11 protein-coding genes are annotated in these 15,614 nt (G+C 62.3%); all 11 read left to right on the top strand.

Annotated features, from left to right (window positions below; genetic code table 11):
* The first annotated feature begins 87 nt into the window (after positions 1 to 87).
* Complete coding sequence (locus Q8O96_RS10910) at positions 88 to 804, top strand: GntR family transcriptional regulator (protein ID WP_102861729.1); 717 nt, start codon at positions 88 to 90, stop codon at positions 802 to 804.
* Positions 801 to 1,589, top strand: a complete 789-nt coding sequence (locus tag Q8O96_RS10905) for an SDR family oxidoreductase (RefSeq protein WP_207167224.1) — start codon at positions 801 to 803, stop codon at positions 1,587 to 1,589. Before Q8O96_RS10910 ends, Q8O96_RS10905 begins: the two co-directional genes overlap by 4 nt.
* 99 nt (positions 1,590 to 1,688) lie before the next feature.
* Positions 1,689 to 2,621 (top strand): 3-keto-5-aminohexanoate cleavage protein, encoded by a 933-nt coding sequence (locus Q8O96_RS10900; protein WP_102861616.1) that lies wholly within the window; start codon positions 1,689 to 1,691, stop codon positions 2,619 to 2,621.
* A gap of 79 nt (positions 2,622 to 2,700) precedes the next feature.
* Positions 2,701 to 4,050: an MFS transporter gene (locus Q8O96_RS10895; protein ID WP_249735487.1), complete on the top strand. Its 1,350-nt coding sequence runs from the start codon at positions 2,701 to 2,703 to the stop codon at positions 4,048 to 4,050.
* A 544-nt stretch (positions 4,051 to 4,594) separates the two neighbouring features.
* The gene (locus Q8O96_RS10890; RefSeq protein WP_102861617.1) at positions 4,595 to 5,176 is read left to right on the top strand and encodes a fimbrial protein; all 582 of its coding nucleotides are present in this window, start codon (positions 4,595 to 4,597) and stop codon (positions 5,174 to 5,176) included.
* Positions 5,177 to 5,204: 28 nt separating this feature from the next.
* The gene (locus Q8O96_RS10885) at positions 5,205 to 5,960 is read left to right on the top strand and encodes a molecular chaperone (RefSeq protein ID WP_102861618.1); all 756 of its coding nucleotides are present in this window, start codon (positions 5,205 to 5,207) and stop codon (positions 5,958 to 5,960) included.
* Between the two features lie 144 nt (positions 5,961 to 6,104).
* Positions 6,105 to 8,729, top strand: coding sequence for a fimbria/pilus outer membrane usher protein (locus Q8O96_RS10880; protein ID WP_346330273.1), 2,625 nt, complete (start codon positions 6,105 to 6,107; stop codon positions 8,727 to 8,729).
* The gene (locus tag Q8O96_RS10875; RefSeq protein WP_305948779.1) at positions 8,726 to 9,463 is read left to right on the top strand and encodes a fimbria/pilus periplasmic chaperone; all 738 of its coding nucleotides are present in this window, start codon (positions 8,726 to 8,728) and stop codon (positions 9,461 to 9,463) included. Before Q8O96_RS10880 ends, Q8O96_RS10875 begins: the two co-directional genes overlap by 4 nt.
* Positions 9,464 to 9,548: 85 nt before the next feature.
* Positions 9,549 to 11,201 carry a ShlB/FhaC/HecB family hemolysin secretion/activation protein gene (locus Q8O96_RS10870; RefSeq protein ID WP_305949021.1) on the top strand — a complete coding sequence of 551 codons (1,653 nt, stop codon included), beginning with the start codon at positions 9,549 to 9,551 and terminating at the stop codon, positions 11,199 to 11,201.
* A 76-nt stretch (positions 11,202 to 11,277) separates the two neighbouring features.
* A complete protein-coding gene (locus Q8O96_RS10865; RefSeq protein ID WP_305948778.1) occupies positions 11,278 to 14,271 on the top strand; it encodes a GLUG motif-containing protein in 2,994 nt (997 codons plus the stop codon).
* 143 nt (positions 14,272 to 14,414) lie between these two features.
* The gene (locus Q8O96_RS10860; protein ID WP_305948777.1) at positions 14,415 to 15,575 is read left to right on the top strand and encodes a fimbrial protein; all 1,161 of its coding nucleotides are present in this window, start codon (positions 14,415 to 14,417) and stop codon (positions 15,573 to 15,575) included.
* Positions 15,576 to 15,614 lie beyond the last annotated feature (39 nt).

The raw sequence follows: 15,614 nt of genomic DNA, 5'->3' as shown, positions 1-15,614 counted from the left end.
TCCTGATGTTTGACATATTTGATTTGTGATCACATATTGTCGAGCACAAGAACCACAACACAGGTAGATGCCATGTCTGAAGGTCCTATATCCCAAGGCCCAATCCCCCTTCCCACGTTGCGTCAGGTTTCTCGCGATACCTTGCAGGAGCAGGTGTACCGGCAGATTCGCGAAGCCTTGATGAGTGGGCGTTTTCAGCCCGGCCAGAAGTTGACCATTCGTGGTTTGGCCGAAGCCCTGGGTTCCAGCCCCATGCCGGTGCGCGAAGCGCTGCAGCGCCTGAGCGCGGAAAATGCCTTTGAGGTCACGGAAACTTCCCGCCTGCGAGTGCGAATGATGACGCTGGAGCGTCTGCGGGAGATCCGTGATGCACGGGTGGCCCTGGAAGGGCTGCTGGCGGAAAAGGCCCTGCAGCATCTGCAAGAGGGCGATCTGCAGGAGATCACCGATCTGTGCCGGCAGATGCAAAAGGCTGCCGATGAGGTGGATGTGTCCCGTTACCTATGGACCAACTTCGCCTTTCACCGACGTATCTATGCCGTGGCCCGAGCCGAGCTGACCATGGCCGCGGTGGAGAACTTCTGGCTGCACATGGGGCCGTGTTTTGCCCTGGTGGCACCGGACCAGGCCCACCTGCAACGTTCCATGGAAGCCCACAATCGCATCGTCGAAGCCCTGGCCACCGGCGATGGTCCGGGAGTGCGAGCGGCCGTCACCGACGACATCATGCAAGCGGCAGACTCCCTGGGCCGGCTGTTGGCCAAGAAGCCTGGTGCGGCGGCGCTCAAAGGAGGTCGGGCATGAGCATCTTGCAGCGTTTACAGCCTTACCCAGGCTTGCGGGTGATGATTTCCGGCGGCGCGGCGGGCATCGGTGAAGTGCTGGCCAGGGCCTATCTCGAAGCTGGCGCCCAGGTGCACGTCTGCGATGTCAGTGAGGCGGCCCTGGCGGCGTTCCGGGATCGCTACCCCGAGGCGCTGGCGACCCGCACCGATGTCGCTGATCCGGCACAGATCCAAGCGCTGTTCGAGCTTCAGGTGGAGCGCTTCGGCGGGCTCGATGTGCTGGTCAACAACGCTGGTATTGCCGGGCCCACGGCCGGCATCGATGCCGTCAGCGACGCCGACTGGCAGCGCACCATCGATATCAACCTGACCGCGCAGTACCGTTTTGCCCACCACGCAGTGCCGTTGCTCAAGGCTTCGGCCAACGCCCATCTGCTGCACATCGCCTCGGTGGCCGGGCGCCTGGGATATGCCTGGCGTACGCCGTATGCGGCCACCAAGTGGGCCATTGTCGGGTTGATGAAGTCTCTGGCGGCCGAGCTTGGGGCCAGCGATATCCGGGTCAATGCGCTGTTGCCGGGGATAGTCCAGGGCCCGCGCATGGACGCGGTGATTCAGGCCCGGGCCGAACAGACCGGAGTGCCGGTGGCCGAAATGCGCCAGGAGTACCTGAACAAGATCTCCCTCAAGCGCATGGTCAGCGCCGAGGACGTGGCCGCCATGGCGCTGTTTCTCTGCTCGCCGGCGGCTCGCAATATCACCGGCCAGGCGATCAGCGTCGACGGTAACGTCGAGTACCTCTAGCCGCGCCCGCGATCCGCACCGCTGAAGGTCGTCAGCGGTGAATTCCATCAGCGACACCCAGGGATTTTTTTCATCAAGAATAAAAGTCGGAGTACCGTCATGTCTGGAAAAACGCCTGTCATCATCACTTGCGCTGTCACCGGGGCGATTCATACCCCGTCCATGTCGCCGCACCTGCCGATCACCGCCGCAGAAATCGCCGCCGAGGCCATCGCTGCGGCCCAAGCCGGTGCGGCCATCGTGCACCTGCATGCCCGAGACCCGGAGGACGGGCGGCCGAGCCAGGACCCCGAACTGTTCCGGCGCTTCCTGCCGCAGATCAAGGAGGCCTGCGACGTGGTGATCAACCTCACCACCGGTGGCGCCCCCACCATGGGCGTCGAGGAGCGCCTGCAGCCGGTGCTGGAGTTCAAGCCGGAGCTGGCCTCGCTGAACATGGGCTCGATGAACTTCGGTCTGTACGAAATGCTCAACCGCTTCACCGAGTTCAAGCACGACTGGGAGCGGCCGTACCTGGAGGAGAGCGACGACCGGATCTTCCGCAATACCTTCCGCGATATTGCCCATATCCTCAGCGCCTGTGCCGAGAATCGCACCCGCTTCGAGATTGAGTGCTACGACATCGGCCACCTGTATACCGCGGCGCATTTCCTTGAGCGCGGCCTGCTCAAGGCGCCGCTGTTCATCCAGTCGGTGTTCGGCCTGCGGGGCGGCATCGGTGGTCATCCCGAGGATCTGGCGCACATGCGCCGTACCGCCGACCGGCTGTTTGGCGATGCCTATCACTGGTCGATCCTCGGCGCCGGGCGCAATCAGATTCCCCTGGCCACCATGGGCCTGGCCATGGGCAGCCATGCCCGGGTCGGCCTGGAGGACTCGCTGTGGGATGGCCCCGGCAAACTGGCGGCCAGCAACGCCGATCAGGTGCGGCGCATTCGCACGGTCATCGAAGCCCTGGGCGGTCGTGTGGCGACCCCGGATGAAGCCCGGGCCCTGCTCGGGCTCAAGGGGCGTGAGCACGTCGCGTTCTGACCCTTGAAGGTCCGTGTCAGCGGCCCTGGCTCCAGGCCCGCTGACGATCCCGCATAACAACTACAAAGGGATATGCCCCATGAACACTGCAACCACAGCAGCGCCCCGGGACCCGCAACAGCTGACCCGCCTGATGTTTCTCAAACTCATGCCGCTGTTGATCGCGGCCTATGTCCTGAGCTTTCTCGACCGCACCAACATCGCCCTGGCCAAGCACCAACTGGATGTGGACCTGGGTATTTCCGCTGCCGCCTATGGCCTGGGTGCCGGGTTGTTCTTCCTCACCTATGCGCTGTCCGAGGTGCCCAGCAACCTGATCATGCACAAGGTCGGCGCACGCTTCTGGATTGCCCGGATCATGGTCACGTGGGGGCTGATCTCCGCCGCCATGGCCTTCGTCCAGGGCGAGACCTCCTTCTATGTACTGCGCCTGCTGCTGGGCATCGCCGAAGCCGGCCTGTTTCCCGGGGTCATGCTGTACCTGACCTACTGGTTCGACCGCCGGCAACGGGCCCGGGCTACCGGCTATTTCCTGCTGGGGGTGTGCCTGGCCAATATCATCGGCGGTCCGCTGGGCGCCGCGCTGATGAAGATGGACGGCTTGCTGGGCTGGCATGGCTGGCAGTGGATGTTCCTGCTCGAAGGGCTGCCGGCGGTGTTCTTCGCCTGGGTGGTCTGGCGGCGCCTGCCGGACCGTCCAAGCCGCGCACCCTGGTTGAGCGCCGAGGAGGCCCGGGGCATCGAGCAGCGCCTGGCCGACGAAGCCGATGAGGGGGCAGGGCAGGGCGGGCATTCGTTCCGGCAGTGCTTTACGCCGCAGATCCTGCTGGCGATCTTTGTCTACTTCTGCCACCAGATCACCATCTACACCGTGATCTTTTTCCTCCCCAGCATCATCGGCAAGTACGGCAGTCTGAGCCTGATGAGCGTCGGCCTGCTGACCTCCTTGCCGTGGATCGTCGCGGCCCTGGGGGCGATCAGCCTGCCACGGCTGGCCACCAGCGCGCAGCGGGCACGGCGACTGCTGGTCTGCGGCTTACTGACGATGGCGGCCGGGCTGCTGATTGCGGCCTTTTCGGGGCCGGTGTTCAGCCTGCTGGGGTTCTGTGTGGCGGCGCTGATGTTCTTTGTGGTGCAGTCGATCATCTTCCTGTACCCGGCGTCACGGCTCAAAGGTGCGGCCCTGGCGGGAGGCCTGGGCTTTGTGAACTCCTGCGGACTGTTGGGCGGTTTTGTCGGCCCCTCGGTGATGGGGGCGATCGAAATGAGCACCGGCGATGCCATGAACGGCCTCAAGGCCATTGCCCTGGTGCTGTTGGTGGCGGCGCTGGCGGCCTTGCGTTTGCGTCAGGGCCAGGAAGACCCGCGTCCGGTGCGCCCCATGGCCGCAGTTGCGCACCCTGTTTCGGGGCGCTCAAACGCGTTGTGAGCGCTTGCAGCACAGGCTGCGTTGTCGAGAACTCTGGCCAAACGCCCGGTGCAATGCACCGGGCGTTTTTCGTTGGGCGGACGTTCGGGGCTTGCCCAGCACTTAGGTCCGGAAGCGGCCGACCGTCACTTGAACAGTTGGTTACAGCGCTGAATCTCAGTCGTATATCGCGTGTTTGCAGTCTATGGGGCTCTATATAAGAAGTGTCTTATTTATTGGCTGTTTTTAGTGTGTTTAGTGGTTTTTAAGTAGTGCAAGTTTCCGAGAAAAATCTTGTTCATTTAGAGAGTGCTCCTTGTTACATGAAGATTGGTCGTTATTCTAAAAGAAGAGGGCGGGCGGTATCGTAATGTCCGCTCCGGATGGAATGCAGAAGCCTGTTGTCGATATGCATTTTATTATGGGCGAGAGCGGTTGATCGAGGTTGTTGTGGTGTTCAACTCATGTCTCGTTGGCTCGAAGTTCAGCAAGGCTGTACGTCTCGGGAGGGCGAAGTTGTTTTGAATACTGTGCTCTTAGACGGTTTTTAATAATAGGGAATCAGATGAAACTTAAATCTTTTGCATCCATGGCGACCTCTGGGTTGCTGCTTGCGGCACTGACTCCGGCATTGAGCTACGCAGAAACCGGTGTCAACTCCGGCAACGTGAAGTTCGAAGGCCTGATCTCCAGTGTCAGTTGCAAGGTTCAGGTCGATGCCAACGAATCCGGAGCGAACACCGGCACGGTCAAGTTCGGCAACGTCCTGCCTTCGGTTTTCGCCGGTGGCATCGGCACGGCTTCCGAGTTCAAGGAATTCAACATCAACCTCAGTGGCGGCGGCTGCACCGACGGCTCCAAAGCCGCCGTCAGCTTCCACAAGGATGGTTTCATTGATAACGCCACCGGCAACCTGCGTCTGATCGACAGCGGTTCCGGTTCGGCCTCGGGCGTGCAGATCCAGATTCACAACAACGGCGCCACGCCGGGGAAAATCGACCTGTCTGAAAACAACAATCAGCAGGTTGCCGAAGTTATCGGTAACAAGGCCGTGCTGAAGTTCAAGGCCTCTTATGTGGCGGTCAGCGACACAATCGTCGAAGGTCGTGCCGACTCCAATATCAACTTCGATGTGACGTACAACTGACAGCTGTCAGTTACATAAGGAGTTGCTCATGGCGCCGAAAGCGCATGTGTTTAAAACGTTCGTTATCGGCGCCCTCTTCCTGAGTTTGTTCTCTTCGGTAGTCAATGCGGAAATAGTCATTCATGGCACTCGTGTGGTTTATCCGGCGAGTGCGCGTGATGTGACACTGAGAATGAATAATCCAGGCAGCATGCCGATATTGGTTCAGGCCTGGATTGATGATGGTGATGCCAGTAAGGCGCCGGAAGAAATGAAAGTGCCCTTTCAACTTACACCGGCACTCAGTCGCCTGGAGCCCAATGCCGCGGCGGTACTGCGTATTGGTTATTCGAAAGAACCGTTGCCCGCTGATCGTGAGTCACTGTACTGGCTGAACATTCTGGAAGTTCCGCCCCAACAGAAACAGGATGAAAACCGATTGGCCTTTACCTTCCGTCATCGGATCAAGTTGTTCTTTCGTCCTGCGGACTTGAAGGTCGATGTCAACTCGGCGGTGGAAAAACTCAGTTGGAAGTTTGAGCCCGCGGGAGTGGCCAAAGACCAGGCCGCAGGTCCGGTCATCCAGGTATCCAATCCAACGCCTTACTACCTGTCTTTCAGCAAGGTCGAGGTGCAAGTGCAAGGACGCACCGTCGACCTGGGGACCGGGATGGTCGCGCCTTTTGGTCGGGAGTCCTTCGCCTGGCCGGCAAGCGCTGAAAGAGCGCCACGCAATGCGGCTGTGCGCTTTGAAGTGGTCAATGACTTCGGTGGCCGGGTGCCGCTTGAAAAGAACCTTCTCTAGTTGCCCTGTTAATTCAACTCCGCTCTTGGCCCTGGTTATTGAACGCTGAGTGCATTGGTATCGATTATGTTCAGTGTGCAGCCCTTTTGGCTGGGTTTTCCTGTGCTTGCGCGAGTCTGTCCTGGCGATGCTCCGGCCCGGCTCTTGCGAGCACTGTCGGTGCTGGCCGGGCTGCTGGGGCTGGCGGCTCCTGTGGCTGCCCAGCCGACGACCGCTGATCAAGCCGTGCTATCGGAGGTGTCCGGCGACACGTCGCAGAACAGTCCGGTGTTCTTCGATACCCAGATGCTGTTCAAGGGGCCGGGAACCCTCATCGACACGCAGCGCTTCGAGCGCGCGGGTTACGTGGCGCCGGGCAAGTACCTGCTGGATGTGCGGGTCAGTGGCGCCTGGCGCGGGCTGATCGAGATCGAATTGCGCGAAAGCGCTGACCCCCAGGGCAGCCAGCCCTGCTACGACCGCGAGTTGCTCACGCAATTGGGCATCGACCTGCACAAAGCCGACGCCGCGTTGGCGCCTGCCAGCCATCCGCTGCAAGGCGATGGCCTGTTCTGCGGGGACCTTGCCAGTTACATCCCCCACGTCACCACCAGGGTCAACATGGCCGAACAGCAGCTTGAACTCTCGGTTCCACAGCTGTTCGTGCTGCCTGAAGTCGCCTCCAGCTATGTCGATCCGGCCAGTTGGGACTCGGGCATCAACGCTGCCCGGCTGAACTACAGCACCAACCTGTTCAGCACCCAGAGCCGTGGCCAGCGCAGTACCAACGGTTATGCCGGATTGAGCATGGGCCTGAACCTGGGAAACCTGCGCCTGCGTCACAGCGGCACCTTGTCCTGGTCGCCCGACAGCGGCAGCGATTATCAGCGGGGCTATATCTACGGCCAGACCGACCTGACCGACTGGCGTTCGCAATTACTGGTGGGGGAGAGCGTGACCGATTCCGAGCTGTTCGATTCGGTGTCGTTTCGCGGGGTCAAGTTGTTCAGCGATGAACGCATGCTGCCCACCACTCAGCGCTATTTCGCCCCGGTGGTGCGCGGCACGGCCAATACCAACGCCAAGGTCACGGTGCAGCAGCGTGGTTACCTGGTGTATGAAACCACCGTTGCCCCAGGCCCCTTCGAGATTGCCGACCTGCAGGCCGCCAGCTTTGGCGGTGACCTGGAGGTGACGGTCACCGAGGCCGATGGCCGTACCCAGCGTTTTACCGTGCCCTTTGCCACCATGGCCCGCCACCTGCGTCCCGGCGTCACCCGCTACAGCCTGACCGGCGGTCAAGTGATCAGGGCCGGAGGGCGTGGCCTGCACCAGTATGTGGCCCAGGGCACCCTGCAACGCGGGCTGGACAACCAGGTCACCGGTTATGCCGGTGCCTCGCTCACCGGCAGCTACATGGCCGGCCTGATCGGCGCGGCGCTGAACACCGAGCTCGGAGGTTTCGGTCTCGACCTGACCCAGTCCCGCAGTCAGGTGCCGCGCAATGGCAACCTGCAGGGCACCAGCCTGCGTCTTTCCTACAGCAAGAACCTGCATGACAGCGGCACCCAGTTCTCGTTGCTGGCTTATCGCTATTCCACCCGGGGCTACCTGAGCCTGCGGGACGCCATCGACCTTGAGGACTTCGTCAACCGAGGCGCGCGCTTCGAAGACTTCGCCCGGGTCCGCGATCGGCTGGATGTGACGATCAACCAGCGGGTGGATGGCCTCGGCGGTGACTTTTACCTCAACGGCTCCTCCCTCAACTACTGGAACAGCCGCGGTCAGGCCCGCAACTACGCCATGGGCTACAACCATCAGTGGCGCGGCCTCAGCTATGCCCTGAGCGTCCAGCGTACCCAGGGTTCGAGCCAGTTCTCGGGGCGTCGCACCCGCAGTGAGAACACCTTGTGGAGCCTCAGTCTGTCGCTGCCCCTGGGGGGCGTCGCCGGGCGTTCCACCCTGGCCAATGCCTTTGCCAGTCACGACCGGAATTCCGGTGCCCGTTACTCCAGCGGCATTTCCGGTTCACTGGGCGAGCACGACACGGCGTCCTATGGCGTCTCGGTGTCCCATGATGCCCAGCCGCGGGAAACCTCGACCAACGCCAACCTGAGCTACTACCTGCCGCAGGTGACCCTGAGTTCGAGCCTGTCCCAGGGGCGTGACTATCGGGCCCAGTCGCTGGGTGCCTCCGGCGGCATGCTCCTGCATTCCGGGGGCCTGACCCTGTCCCAGACCCTGAGTGAAACCGCAGCCCTGGTGCATGCCCCCCATGCCAGGGGCGCCAGTGTCGGCTACGCCGGTACGCAGGTGGACGGACAAGGTTATGCGGTGCTGCCGAGCCTGGCGCCCTATCAGCTCAATACCGTGGACCTGGACCCCAGCGGCATGGATGAGGATGTCGAGCTGCAGGTCAGTTCGCGCAATGTCGCGCCCCGGGCGGGGGCCGTGGTCAGGCTGTCCTACCCGACCCGCAAGGCCCGGGCGTTTCTGATCGACAGCCGGCAGGCCGATGGTGCGCCGCTGCCCTTTGCCGCCAGTGCCCTGGACGCCGACAGCGGCGAGGAGCTGGGGGCGGTGGGGCAGGGCAGTCGCCTGGTGCTGCGCAGTGAGAAGGACCGGGGCCGCATCCGTGTGCAGTGGGGCGAAGGACCTGGCGAGCAGTGCCTGATCGACTATGTATTGCCGGCGCCCGCGGCGCAGCCGGGCAACGATTCGCTTCTGCTCGACTTGCCGTGTCACCGCTGGGCGCAGCAGAGCGCCATCACCACGGAGCCTGCATCTTGAGTAGCAGTCTTGCTTGTGTGGTGCGTTGCGTGTGCCTGTTGGCGGCGGTGCTGCTGTTCAGCCAGGGCGTGCGCGCCGATCTGTCGATTGTCGGCACGCGCTTTATCTATCCCCAGGGGCTGGCGGCCTTGAGCATCCGGGTCGGCAATCTCGGGACGGCGCCGCTGCTGCTGCAGACCTGGCTGGACAAGGGCGATGCCTCGGTCGATCCGAGCCGGCTGGCGGTGCCATTCGTGCTTTCGCCCCCGCTTTCGCGGCTTGATCCGCAGCAGAGCTCCGTCCTGTCGCTGCGTTACAGCGGTGAACCGCTGCCTGTCGATCGCGAGTCGGTGTTCTGGCTCAACTTTCTGGAAGTGCCGTCCCTGCGGCCTTTGAGCAGCAACCAGCTGAGCCTGAGTTACCGCCTGCGCATGAAGCTGCTGTATCGCCCCAAGGGCCTGCCGGGTCGCGCCGACGAGGCGGCGCGCCAGCTGCGCTGGAGCCTGCAGAAGGCAGAGCAGGCGGCGCTCAGCGTGAGCAATCCGACGCCGTACTACGTGTCCCTGGCTCGGGTGGATGTGGGCGACCCGCGTCAATCCATGACTGTGCAGGGCATCACCGTCGAGCCGTTCGGCTCGGCGCGCCTGCCGTTGTCCGCCGCGCCGGTGTTGAGCGGCGGCGCGGCGGAAATTCGATACCAAGTGGTTTTAGACAGCGGGGAGACGCTGAGTGGAAGTGTGCAAATACACCTGTAGTGGTACGGCAGCCGGGCTGCCGGCCGGTGGATGCAAAGAGCGAGATGCGGAGCGGTTGCGAGTGCCGTCGGCGCTGCGACCGGGGATGTTGCTGGCGCTGTTGCTGCCCGTGCTGGCTCAGGCCCAGATGCGGGTCCAGGTGCCCAGCGCCGGACAGGCCATACGGGATATCGAAGCCACCCAGCCAGCGCTGCCGCGGCCCTCCGATGAGGTGCAACTGGATGTGCCCAAGGCCGAGCGTTCGACGCCGGCCCCGGACACTTCGGGGGTGCGCTTGCAGGTCAAGGCCTTCGTCATCGAGGGCAATCAGGTGTTCAGCGATCAGGACCTGCAGCCGCTGCTGGACGATTTGCGCGGTCAAGAACTGGACCTGGGCGGTTTGCGTGACGCAGCGCAGCGCATCACCGCCCATTACCAGCAACAGGGCTATCTGTTGGCCCGGGCTTTCTTGCCGGCCCAGGAAGTCGATGGCGGCGTGGTGCGCATCGAGGTCATGGAAGGTCGCTATGGCCGGGTTGAGCTGAGCAACCAGTCCCGTGCCCGGGATGGCGTACTGCGTGGGCCGCTGGCCGCACTGGACGATGGCGCGGCGGTCAACAGCGCGGACCTTGAGCGCAGCCTGCTGCTGCTTAACGATCTGCCCGGGATCCGGGTCAAGGGCACGTTGCGTGCGGGACAGGCCCCCGGCACCAGCGATCTGCTGGTGGAGGCACAGCCCGCTCCCTGGGCCAGTGGCAGCCTGGAGGCCGACAACTTCGGCGGCTACCACACCGGCGAGTTCCGCCTGGGGGGCAGCTTCAACCTCAACAACCCCCTGGGCCTGGGGGACCAGATCAACTTGCGCCTGCTGGGCAGCGATCGGGACCAGCGCTACTGGCGCGGCGCCTATCAACTGCCCGTGGGGCCCTGGTCGACCCGGGTCGGTGCGGCCTATTCGCACATGAGCTACGAGCTCAACAGAAAACGCGTGAAGAAGCTGGAGATGAACGGCCAGGCCAGTGTCCAGAGTGTCTTCCTCGCCCAGCCGATTCTGCGGGGACGGACCTTCGACCTGAGTGCGCAACTGCAGTACGAGAACAAGCAGCTGCGCGATGACATCGACCTGTTCGAGCTGAGCAAGCGCAAGCACATCGAGTTGTGGACCCTGAGCCTGGGCGGCAACCGCCAGGACCGGTTTCTCGGCGGTGGCTACAACCAGTTCAGCCTGTCCTACGGCTCGGGTCGCCTGACCTTCGATGACGCCTTTGAGCAGCGCCTGGATCGCTATACCGCCGCCACCGGCGGCGGCTTTGCCAAGACCAACCTGCAGGTTGCGCGCCTGCAGCGCCTGGGCGACCGCTTCCAGCTCTATGCCCAGGTCAATGCCCAGTGGACCTCGGCCAACCTCGACAGCTCGGAAAAGATGGGGCTGGGCGGCCCCTATGGGGTGCGCGCCTATCCCCTGAGCGCCGGCATTGGCGACCAGGGCTGGCAGGCCGGCCTGGAGCTGGGCTACGCCCTGGCACCCGGCTGGCAATTGAGCCTGTTTGCCGACAAGGGCTACGTGCAGGTCAACCGCCTGCCCTGGACAAACGAGATCAACACCCAGCGCCTGCAATCGGCGGGCCTGGGGGCGCGCTGGAGCGGCGAGCGGCGGCAACTCAACCTGAGCAGTGCCTGGCCTCTGGATAACCAGAAGGCCGGGGACGGTCCCGAGCGCACCCCGCGGATCTGGGTGAGCGCGACACAGTTTTTCTGAAGGCCTGCGTGTGCTTTGGAAGTAGTGCCGTTCTGCGAAAAACAGCAGGGCGTTTAAACGTCAATAAGGAGTCATTGTGAACAAGATTTATGCGTTGGTATGGAACCAGGCCCAAGGTCGCTGGAGCGTAACCTGCGAGGGCGCGCGGCGCCGGCGTCGCAGTGGTGGGCGCAAGGGGTTGCTGGTGATGGCGGCGGGGTTGCTGGCCCTGGGAGGACTGACGCCGGCAATGGCGCTGCCCGAAGGCGGCACGCTGGTTTCCGGCAGTGCCAATTACGACGTCAATGGCAACAACCTGGTGATCAATCAAAAGACCGACAAGCTGATCACCAACTGGAACGAGTTCAACATCGCCGCCAATCAATCGGTGACCTTCAACCAGCCGGGACGCGAGTCCATCGCCCTGAACCGGGTGACCGGCTTAAGGGGCAGTAATATCCAGGGCGTGCTGAATGCCAACGGCCAGGTGTTTCTGATCAACCCCAACGGGGTGCTGATCGGTCAGGGCGCCCAGATCAACGTGGGTGGCCTGGTGGCCTCGACCCGTGGCATCAGTGACGATGATTTCAATAACGGTCGCTATCAGTTCACCGGTAAATCGGCGGTGGAAGTCATCAACGACGGCAAGATCACCGCGGCCGATGGTGGCTACGTGGCGCTGTTGGGCGCGCGGGTGCGCAACAACGGCGAAATCGTTGCCAATCAGGGCTCCGTGGCCCTGGGCGCCGGTAACGACTTCACCCTGAGCCTGGGTAACGACAATCTGATCAACTTGCAGATCAACGGTGCCGCCGCGAATGCGTTGGCGCAGAACACCGCAGTGCTCAAGGCCGATGGCGGTCAGGTGCTGATGCTGGCCAAGAGCACCAATGCGCTGACTCAGGCAGTGGTCAACAACCAGGGGGTGATCGAGGCCAATACCCTGTCCAACAAGGAAGGACGTATTGTCCTGGACGGTGGCGAGCGTGGCGTGGTCAATGTGGGGGGCAAATTGACGGCCAACGCCTTAGCCACCGACGGCAACGGCGGTACGGTGCAAACCTCGGGCGCGGTCACCCGGGTCGAACTCAACGCCGAGGTCGATACCCGCTCCAGGAACGGTCGTACCGGCACCTGGATCGTCGAGTCCAATGAGGTCAAGGTGGGTTCCACGGGTGAGCCCGGCAACCCGACCCTGGTCGAAAGCACGCTCTCCCAGAACCTGAACAACACCAACGTTGATCTGCGTAGCCGCGATGGCGATGTAGCGGTGGCCGCTGCGGTCGAGTGGAAAAGCGGCAACCAACTGGCCCTGACCTCTGCCAAGGACGTCAAGGTCAATCAACGGATCAGCGCCACGGGGACCAACTCGCGTCTGCAATTGAATGCCGCCAAGTCGGTCCGGCTCGACAGTCACGTGAGCCTCACCGGCGCCAACAACAGCCTGGGGGTCAATCATGGCGAGCAACTGGTGGTGGGCGACAAGGGACTGGTGACCTTGTCTGGAAAGAGCGCCGGGTTTGACGTCAATGGCAAGCAGCACAAAGTGATCCAGAACAGCCAGCAGTTGCAGGCCATCGGCAACAAGCTCGATGACCACTATGTGCTGGGCAATCAGATCAAGGGCTCGGGGAGCATCAACTCGATTGGCGGCGACCAGGTGTTCACCGGTTCCTTGAACGGTCTGGGCAATACTATCAGTGGCTTCACCATCAACAGCTCGGGCCTGTATGCCGGATTGTTCGGCCAGTCCTCCGGCAGCATCAGCGATCTGAAGCTGGCCTCGATCACCGTCAACGGACAAAACAGCCGCAACGGCTTCAGTGAAATTGGCGGTCTGGTGGGGCGCAACAGCGGCAGCATCGAACGGGTCAGTGCCAGCGATATGCAGGTCTCCGCCAATAGCGACCAGCGCAACAAGGTCGGCGGCTTGGTGGGGGTCAACTACGGTGGCTCGATCAGCGACTCTTCGGTAGCCGGTTCGTTGTCCGGCGGCAGCCTGACCACGGCCATCGGCGGCGTGGCCGGGGAAAACCGCTTCGGCAATGGCAGAACCGGTCTCATCAGCGGCAGTGCCAGTGATGTCGATATCACCACCAAGATGTATAAACAGGCCATGGGCGGCGCCGGAGGACTGGTTGGGATCAACAATGGCGCAGTGATTTCCAACTCGTCGAGCAAGGGCACCATCGGTACTTACAATCCACTCTATAAGGGACTGAACCTGGGCGGGCTGGTGGGTAATAACCAGGACGGCACCATTACCGGCTCCAGTTCCTCGATGACCGTGTACGGCTCGCTGGGTAGTCATATTGGCGGCCTGGTCGGGTTCAACCGCTCTGGCACCATCAGCGGTTCCAGTGCCAGCGGTAACGTTTACGGGGTGGGCAGCGAGTCCGCTGGGGGGCTGATCGGCTCGCAGCAGAACCAGAGCGTGGTGAGCAACGTCAAGGCGACTGGCGATGTGATTGACCGCTTCGGCACGAACCTGGGTGGCCTGATCGGAAAAAGTGACGACAGCACCATCCGCGGTTACGTCGAGGCCAAGGGCGATGTCAAAGGAGGTGTGAAGGCCAACGTCGGCGGTTTGGTCGGTAGCAATATCGGTGGCCTGATCTACGATGCCAAGGCGCTGGGCGCGGTGGAGGGCTACGCCAAGAGCAATATCGGCGGTCTGGTCGGCTACAACGATGGTGACCTGGTCTCGGTTGCGGCTCACGGCAAGGTCTTCGGTGATACCTATAGCTCCGTGGGTGGGTTGGTGGGCTTCAATGCCGATTACTACGACCACGTGATCGAGCGTGCCGTGGCGACGGGCAATGTCCATGGAACCTGGCACAGCAAGGTCGGGGGCCTGGTCGGCGACAACCAGTCGCGGATCGTCAACTCCGAATCCCGTGGCCGCGTCAGTGGCGGCTGGCGTGCCACTCTGGGTGGGCTGGTGGGGGTTAACGAGGGGCGGATCCAAGGCTCGAAATCCACCGGCAAGGTCGATACCGTCTGGGCCTACTTCCAGACTTACGGTAACCAGATCGGCCTCAACCACGGCACCTACTCCTCGGCCCGGGTTTCCAACGGCCTGATGGATTAAGGAGCGTCGGCAAGACCTCGACCCGGCGGCCAGGGTTACCCCTGGCACGCCGGGCACTTGCCACCTATTCACTTTCGATTGACCGGCTCCCGGGGCACCGCAGCGTGTACCAGGGGCCGGCTTGGAAAAAGAGGCAATGACCGATGAGTGATCCATGGTCCAGGCTCCTCACCGATGGGCGCCGGCGCGGTCTGTTGATACGCGCGATCATCCTGATGCTGTTGGGCGTGCAGGCGAGCGCACCGGTGTACGCCGTTACCCATGGCAAGGCCGAGGGGTGCTCATTCAGTAGCTATGACAGCCCTGCCCAGGACTGGGTAGAGGTCACGCCACTGACCCGGAGCACGCCGGTGGGGTCCGTGTTGAAACAGCGTCAGGTGAACCCGATCATTGAATACACCACTGGGAAGTCTGTAACCAAGGAGCCGCATGAATTGGTTTTAGGTGCGCATTTTCCGGGGATCAGGTTTCTCGATGGCATCGTTCCGACCAATATCGATGGCATCAGTTTTAAAGTGACGGCCTATCCTTCAGGCTCGGACGCCCAGAGACTGACGGGTAATTTCTATCCCTTGGTACTGAAAAAATACAGGGTGGAGAGCTCAAACGGCGAGCTGAAAAAAGACTTCATGAACTACGTGTATTCGCTGATTCTGACCCGACCCGCCAATGAGTTACCCAAGGGATCGCTGCAGGTCAACAGCCTCTCCGGTGTCCAGGTGGCGATGTATGCGCTGGACCTGGACGCGGGCGTGGCCCAGGTCGGACAACACTTGCTGGAGCTACCGCCGCATAACAACCGAGAACGCTGTGCGAAAGAACTGCTGCTCAACGAGCACGACCTGCTTGGTTCCGAAGGCGTCAAGTTCACCGCCAAGTGCCAGGTGGTCACCCGCAACGTTACGCTGCGCCTGGGCAGTCCCTCGGCCCATGACTTTCCCACGCTGGGCTCGACCTCACCGCCCTCGGCCGTGGCCAGGCTTGAGGTCAACGACTGCTCGTTCAACAGCCTGCCGAAGGTCTCGTTCAGCGCCGAACCCGCCTCGCGCTGCGACCCGACAGGGATCCTGGGGCTGACTCAATCGGCTCAGGATCAGGGGCGGTCCGTCGCCAAGGGCGTTGGTATCGTCATGTTCAACGAGCAGATTCCGCGTATTCATTGCAATGGCACCCCATATGCCATGGAGCGCCTGTTGGGCAGCGATAGCGCCAGCTTCAGCTTTCGCGCCCAGTACATTCGCACCGGTCCCATCACCGAGGGGGCAGCCAACAGCAGCGCCCAGTTCAACTTCACCTTCGACTGAAGCACCGGCGCTGGCCACGGGTGTTTACCTGGACGCCAG

It is taken from the genome of Pseudomonas sp. LPH60, assembly GCF_030718165.1.
In the GTDB taxonomy this organism is placed as follows: domain Bacteria; phylum Pseudomonadota; class Gammaproteobacteria; order Pseudomonadales; family Pseudomonadaceae; genus Aquipseudomonas; species Aquipseudomonas danubii.
This window is presented reverse-complemented; position numbering and strand designations above follow the sequence as displayed.

Excerpts from the sequence above, each read along its gene's own strand:
- Q8O96_RS10905 (WP_207167224.1), top strand. The coding sequence starts at position 801 with ATGAGCATCTTGCAGCGTTTACAGCCTTACCCAGGCTTGCGGGTGATG.
- Q8O96_RS10900 (WP_102861616.1), top strand. The coding sequence starts at position 1,689 with ATGTCTGGAAAAACGCCTGTCATCATCACTTGCGCTGTCACCGGGGCG.
- Q8O96_RS10895 (WP_249735487.1), top strand. The coding sequence starts at position 2,701 with ATGAACACTGCAACCACAGCAGCGCCCCGGGACCCGCAACAGCTGACC.
- Q8O96_RS10890 (WP_102861617.1), top strand. The coding sequence starts at position 4,595 with ATGAAACTTAAATCTTTTGCATCCATGGCGACCTCTGGGTTGCTGCTT.
- Q8O96_RS10885 (WP_102861618.1), top strand. The coding sequence starts at position 5,205 with ATGGCGCCGAAAGCGCATGTGTTTAAAACGTTCGTTATCGGCGCCCTC.
- Q8O96_RS10870 (WP_305949021.1), top strand. The coding sequence starts at position 9,549 with ATGTTGCTGGCGCTGTTGCTGCCCGTGCTGGCTCAGGCCCAGATGCGG.
- Q8O96_RS10860 (WP_305948777.1), top strand. The coding sequence starts at position 14,415 with ATGAGTGATCCATGGTCCAGGCTCCTCACCGATGGGCGCCGGCGCGGT.